We start from the raw sequence: 6610 nt of genomic DNA, 5'->3' as shown, positions 1-6610 counted from the left end.
AAGGAATAAAGAAGTGAGGACATTTCTAAAGCACAATATACTTCCTGAGTTATTTAGCCAAAACTGTTCTCTCACCCCTTTTGCTTTGTATGTAAATTTATTCTTTTGCAAACATAGGAGCCGAAACTTACAACTAAATAATTCGAATTACAAAAAGATTATCTGCGTAGATCTGCGTGATCTGTGGGAAAAAAACGATAAAAACAACAAATTGTCATAACACTAAATCTTTTCCTACTTTTGTAAAGAATAAATCTTGAGTTGTAAAACTGAAATGCTATTAAAACTTCCCACAGAACCCGTTTCCATTCAGGAAATTCCCATTCATAAAAATATTAAACTTTTCATTAAAAGGGAAGATCAGATTCATCCGTTGATTTCAGGGAATAAATACTGGAAACTCTTTCACAATGTCAATAACTATCTCGAAAAAAATCAGGGAAACCCCTATATTATTACGTTTGGAGGTGCTTTTTCCAATCACATTGCAGCGGTTTCTGCGGTAGGAAATAGGGCGGGTATTCCAACACTGGGAATCATCAGAGGGGAAGAACTGGAGCATAAATGGCGCGATAACCCAACCTTACTTTTTGCGAAAAGAAATGGGATGAACCTGAAATTTGTCACCCGCGAAGAATACCGCCACAAAGAAAAACTGACAGAATTCCTTCAGCAGGAGTTCCCTGAAGCTTTGATTGTTCCTGAAGGAGGAACCAATAAAGAGGCTGTAGAAGGAGTGAAAATGATGCTCAACGAACAAACAAAAGATTTTGACTATCTTTGCACCGCAGTTGGAACCGGTGGTACCATTGCAGGAATTTCAAAATTTTGTGAAGAGAATCAGAAAGTTATAGGATTTAAAGCTGTTGACGATGCTTCTCTGGAAAATAAAATTTTTGAATTAACTTTGAAACAGAATTTTAATCTAATAGATTCATGTTTTGGAGGTTATGGTAAAATAAGTGATGGAAACGTCCGTTTTATCAATGATTTCAAGGAAAGATACGGTATTCCTCTGGAACCGGTTTATACAGGGAAAATGATGGAGAAGGTTTTTGAAATGATAGAAGAAGAGTATTTTCCTGAAAACAGTAAGGTTTTATGCTTTCACACTGGTGGTTTACAGGGAATTGAAGGAGCGAATCTGCTGTTGGAAAAACAGAATAGAAATTTAATTATATAAGTAAAATTGAAAAACATGAAACACTTAGTGTTCCATCTTTCATTTTAAAACAATAAAAAATATAAGATGAAAAGACTTTTTCTATCCATAAGCCTTTTAGTTTTATCAAAATTTTCAGCCCAGACTTGGGCAACCGAAGATCAGTATATTCAGAAGTTTGCTAAATATGCCGTAGAAGAAATGGAAAAATATAAAATTCCGGCTTCTATTACTCTTGCCCAGGGCCTGTTGGAAACCGGAGGCGGACAGAGCAGATTGGCACAGGAAGGCAAAAACCACTTCGGTATAAAATGTAAGGAAGACTGGACCGGTAGAACAATGAAACATACCGATGATGCACCCAATGAGTGCTTCCGTGTATACGATGATCCGAGACAGTCTTATGAAGACCATTCTATATTTTTATCTACAAGAAAATATTACGCCAACCTTTTCAAACTGGATATGAAAGATTACAGAGCGTGGGCAACTGGCTTAAAAAAAGCAGGGTATGCTACCAACCCGCGCTATGCTTCCATTCTTATCTCCAAAATTGAAAAGTATAAATTATATGAATACGACAATACCAATTCCAATGAAGTATTGTACGCTGTTCTTAAAATGTATCCGGATCTGAAAGACGACAGAACTTTCATGGCACAGCTGGAGCCTTCAAAAGCCAACAGAAAAGCTAAAGAACCGGTTACGGTAGAAGTTCCCTACAAACAGACTTCCTACGCACAACAACAAAAAAGAGTGGAGAGAATTAAAACAAAAGCTGAAATTCTTAATTCTATTCTGATCAAAAGTCATCCGAATGACGGGTTGAAATATATTATCATTCCTGAAGATACCGATGTGAAATTCATTGCCAACAAATTCAAAGTAAGCGAAAGCAGACTAATGAAATGGAATGAGCTTGAAAATGAAACGTTGAAGAAAAATGACATCGTTTTCCTTGAGTCTAAAAATTCTACCGGAAATACAGCCACCTATAAAGCTGAATACGGAGAAGATATGCATGATATCGCACAAAAATTCGGAATCAAGTTAAATAAATTATATGCTAAAAACAGAATGGATGAAGGGCAGCAGCCTTCAGCAGGACAGCTGATTTATTTAATAGACAAAAAACCGCGAAACTAATAACGATTCCAAAGCCATGAGAATATTAAATGTGAAATCTAAATATCTGTCGATATTTCTGATATTCATGTCGTGTACAATATTTTCACAGGATCAAAATTATATTCCTTACAGAAAAGGAAAGTTGTGGGGATTGTGTGATGTTAATAAATTTATAGCTGTACAGCCGCAATATAGCAGTATAAGCAGCTATGATGAATCCATAGGAGGATTTCATGCAGAACAAAATGGAAGATTTGGTATCGTAGATCGAAATGCTGTTATCATCATGCCATTTATTTCCAATACACCCATATCTGTAGAACGAGATAAATATCTGGTTTTTGATGGATGGGATTATTATTACTATTCCATCAAGACCAAAATGCGTCTTGACAAATATATTAAGCAAGAAAGTTATCCTGTAAGAGACAGTGGTTGGGAAAATTATAGTCCGCTTAACAGAAATAACGCAAAATTGACATTAAGCAGGGAAGATCTTGATGATGATGATCTGGATATGCTGGAGTCATATGATAATGATGGTTATCAATGGAATTACAAAGCTGATTTTCTGGAGATCATGGACGGAAATACCTATGTCGGGATGTATGTCCCTAAACTTAAGAAAGTATTTCTCAATACACAGGATATAGCATACGTAGGATGGCAGTTTTATAAAGGTAAACCTTATATTTTGACAACCAACGTTTCAGGTTTTTTGGGGTTAGCAGATGAAAATTTGCGGGAGGTTTATCCTATACGATATGAAACAATCAATCTGATAGATGACAGCCATTTAGTTGTTCTTTCAGAACCTGATCCGAATAACAGAAATAATGTGATTTTTAAGACAATTCTTCCCAATAATAAGGTTTTATACGGAAAATTTGAGCCAGCTATGATCGTTTTGAAAAATGGCAATCCTTTTCAGATATATTACATGATAAGTAATGGGCAGAAAAATTATGCAGGAGAAGATGGAACCCTTTACTTTGAGGGTTAAATAATAAAATAAAAGAAAAATGAAGTATCAAAGAAGTTCGGCTTTATTTGATGAAGCCTACAAATACATTCCGGGAGGTGTAAACTCTCCGGTAAGAGCATTCAAATCCGTAGGAGGAGTGCCTGTTTTCATGAAATCGGCAAAAGGTGCTTACCTTACCGATGCAGATGATAATACTTACATCGATTATATCAACTCATGGGGACCAGCCATTTTAGGGCATACTCATCCTGAAGTACTGGAAGAGCTTAAAATACAGGCAGAGAAAGGATTTTCTTTCGGTGCTCCTACAGAACTGGAAACGGAAATAGCAAAATTCATCATTGAAAATGTCCCGAATATTGACCAGATCAGAATGGTTTCTTCAGGAACAGAAGCATGTATGAGTGCCATCCGACTGGCAAGAGGGTATACAGGAAGAGATAAAATCGTAAAATTTGAAGGCTGTTATCACGGACATTCGGATTCATTCCTGATCAAGGCGGGAAGTGGTGCTGCTACATTTGGAAACCCAAATTCTCCGGGAGTAACTGCCGGAACTGCAAAAGATACTTTGCTGGCCCGTTATAATGATTTTGAACAGGTTCAGGATTTATTCCGTCATAATCCGGGAGAAATTGCAGCTGTGATTATAGAGCCGGTTGCTGGAAATATGGGTTGTGTGCTGCCTGAAAACGATTTCTTACAAAACCTGAGAAAGATCTGTGATGAAAACGGAGCTTTATTAATCTTTGATGAAGTAATGACCGGTTTCAGATTAGCTTTCGGAGGTGCACAGGAACTTTTCAATGTAAAAGCAGATTTAGTGACTTACGGAAAGGTAATCGGTGGAGGTCTTCCGGTAGGAGCTTTCGCAGGTAGAAATGAAATTATGGATCACCTTGCACCAAAAGGAGGGGTATACCAGGCGGGAACATTAAGCGGAAATCCTTTAGCAATGAGAGCCGGATTAAAAACCCTTCAGCTTATTAAAAATGATCCTGAGTTTTTCAACAGACTGGAAAAAACAACAGAAACATTGGATTTTGAGATCGGAAAAATATTAAACGAAAAGGGAATTGCGCACAGAATCAACAGAAAAGGTTCTATGATGTCTGTATTCTTCCATATTAAAAGTGTTTCCAACTTTGATGAGGCACAGGAAGCTAACCACTCATTATTTAACAACTTCTTCCACCAGATGCTGCAGAATGGAGTATATCTTCCACCAAGCGGTTATGAAACTTACTTCATCAGCGATGCCATTAAGGATAAAGAAATTGATATGACATTGGAAGCAGTAAGAAAATTTGAGTATTCAAATAAATAAATATAAACAAGACCGGATTTCACATCCGGTTTTTTTATGGAAAAGAAAATTGATTTGATGAGTTTGAATTGAAAAAAAATTGACACAATCTTTCTCATTACGTAGGAGTCTCAGCAAAGTAGAACAGTATAATCTAGATTCTTACCGGAATGACAAACTATGTGTATTATTTTTATACTAGTCGGAATTACTAGTCTTAGTTTTATACAAAAAGTAAAGGCTGTCCCCTTTGTCACTCCGTAGGAGTCTCAGCAACGTAAAACAGCATAATCAGGATTCTTACGGAATGACAAACTATGTGTATTATTTTTATACTAGTCGGAATTACTAGTCTTAGTTTTATACAAAAAGTAAAGGCTGTCCCCTTTGTCACTCCGTAGGAGTCTCAGCAACGTAAAAACAGCATAATCAGGATTCCTATGGAATGACAAGCGTTGTGGGATACTCTTAGTTGTAGTGTAGAAAGACAAACTGAGTATTTTAGCAGGGAATTACCACAAAGTATAAATCATACAGATTTTGTAATAAACCATACACCTCATTCAAGGGGCTTCTTTTTAATTTTGTCTTAAATAGATTGGAAATGAAGACCTCAGACAATACCATCTCCCGTAAAGATTTTATCCGGAATTCAGCGTTGGCTGTAGCGGGATTAACTTTAATACCTAATATCATGACTGCATCGCCTTTCGATGAGAAAAATCTTTCTGCAAAAGGAAAAATGAACCTTAAGAATGTTCGTTTGGAAACAGGATTTGAATACCAGGATGGGGAAGTGACTTCTACCAAAACGGATCTATTTTATGTTGAAGTTGAGAACGGAAAAATTATAAAGATTTCACCCAATCAACCGAATGCTAAAGCTATAGATGCAAAAGGACTGTTAATGCTTCCTGCATTTAAGGATATGCACATCCATCTGGATAAAACTTTTTATGGAGATCAATGGCAGGCCGTGAGAAAAAGAACAGGAGGTGTCAAAGGAATGATTGAGCTGGAGCAGAAAATGCTTCCTGAGATGCTTAAAAATTCCACCTTTAAGGCTGAAAAACTGATTGAATTATTACAGTCTAAGGGAACTTCCTACGCAAGAAGCCATGTGAATATTGAACCTACTTCAAAACTTCAGTCATTAAAAAATCTGCAGAAAGCTTTAGAAAACAAAAAGAAAGGCTTTGAAGCTGAATTGGTAGCCTTCCCACAGCATGGTGTATTCTATACGGATTCCGTACCTTATCTGAAAGAAGCTGCGAAGATGGACATCGATTTTATTGGTGGAGTAGATCCGTTCAACATCGATGGTGATATTGAAAAAGTGGTAGACTTTACTGTTCAGCTTGCTTTAGACAATAAAAAAGGAATAGATATTCACTTACACGAAACCGGAGACTCTGGATTGAAAACGGTAGAATATCTGATTAAAAAAGTAAACGAAAACCCTGCTCTTAAAGGGAAAACATATGTAAGTCACTGTTTTGTTCTTGGAAAATTAGAAACGGCGAGACAGGAAGAAATTGCTGAAAAATTAGGTGAAGCACAGATCGGAATTGTCTCTACAATCCCTTTCGGAAGACTGATCATGCCCATACCAACACTTTACAAGCATAATGTAACTGTTCTCACAGGAAATGACAGTATTGTGGATCACTGGAATACTTTCGGGACAGGAAGTGTACTTCAGAAAGCCAATTTAATGGCACAATTGTATGGATATTCAACAGAGTTTTTATTATCAAGAAGCTTAAAACTGGCCACTGGAAATATTCTTCCGTTGGATGATAAAGGAACTCAGCAATGGCCAAAGTCAGGTGATAACGCAGATTTTGTATTGATCAACGCAAGTTGTTCAGCAGAAGCAGTATCAAGAATTTCAGACGTAGAGTCTTTAGTTCACGATGGGAACGTTGTTTTTTAATTTAAAATAAAAAAGGATTAAATAAATTAATATATAATCTAGTTGTGTTTTTTCAACCATAAAGGGGATAAATGTTTACGAAAAGTCACGAAA

Annotated in this window: 5 protein-coding genes; all 5 read left to right on the top strand. The window is 36.5% G+C overall.

The genetic code is table 11. The annotated features are described in order from the left end of the window. The first annotated feature begins 274 nt into the window (after window positions 1-274). The 5 genes from LIV57_RS13635 to LIV57_RS13615 all read left to right on the top strand — a co-directional run bounded on the left by LIV57_RS13635 (window position 275) and on the right by LIV57_RS13615 (window position 6517). The gene (locus tag LIV57_RS13635) at window positions 275-1183 is read left to right on the top strand and encodes a 1-aminocyclopropane-1-carboxylate deaminase/D-cysteine desulfhydrase (RefSeq protein WP_227943006.1); all 909 of its coding nucleotides are present in this window, start codon (window positions 275-277) and stop codon (window positions 1181-1183) included. 66 nt (window positions 1184-1249) lie between these two features. Then, complete coding sequence (locus LIV57_RS13630; RefSeq protein WP_227943005.1) at window positions 1250-2308, top strand: glucosaminidase domain-containing protein; 1059 nt, start codon at window positions 1250-1252, stop codon at window positions 2306-2308. A 16-nt stretch (window positions 2309-2324) separates the two neighbouring features. Next, window positions 2325-3293 carry a hypothetical protein gene (locus LIV57_RS13625; RefSeq protein WP_202838885.1) on the top strand — a complete coding sequence of 323 codons (969 nt, stop codon included), beginning with the start codon at window positions 2325-2327 and terminating at the stop codon, window positions 3291-3293. Between the two features lie 19 nt (window positions 3294-3312). Beyond that, window positions 3313-4602 (top strand): glutamate-1-semialdehyde 2,1-aminomutase, encoded by a 1290-nt coding sequence (gene hemL / locus LIV57_RS13620; RefSeq protein ID WP_227943004.1) that lies wholly within the window; start codon window positions 3313-3315, stop codon window positions 4600-4602. A 583-nt stretch (window positions 4603-5185) separates the two neighbouring features. Beyond that, a complete protein-coding gene (locus LIV57_RS13615; protein WP_227943003.1) occupies window positions 5186-6517 on the top strand; it encodes an amidohydrolase in 1332 nt (443 codons plus the stop codon). Window positions 6518-6610 lie beyond the last annotated feature (93 nt).

This window comes from Chryseobacterium sp. X308 (assembly GCF_020733145.1).
In the GTDB taxonomy this organism is placed as follows: domain Bacteria; phylum Bacteroidota; class Bacteroidia; order Flavobacteriales; family Weeksellaceae; genus Chryseobacterium; species Chryseobacterium cupriresistens.
The sequence above is the reverse complement of the archived record's forward strand: the minus strand, read 5'-3'. Positions and strand labels throughout refer to the sequence as shown.

Coding starts and splice junctions, on each gene's coding strand:
- LIV57_RS13615 (WP_227943003.1), top strand. CDS start 5,186: ATGAAGACCTCAGACAATACCATCTCCCGTAAAGATTTTATCCGGAAT.
- hemL (WP_227943004.1), top strand. CDS start 3,313: ATGAAGTATCAAAGAAGTTCGGCTTTATTTGATGAAGCCTACAAATAC.
- LIV57_RS13630 (WP_227943005.1), top strand. CDS start 1,250: ATGAAAAGACTTTTTCTATCCATAAGCCTTTTAGTTTTATCAAAATTT.
- LIV57_RS13635 (WP_227943006.1), top strand. CDS start 275: ATGCTATTAAAACTTCCCACAGAACCCGTTTCCATTCAGGAAATTCCC.
- LIV57_RS13625 (WP_202838885.1), top strand. CDS start 2,325: ATGAGAATATTAAATGTGAAATCTAAATATCTGTCGATATTTCTGATA.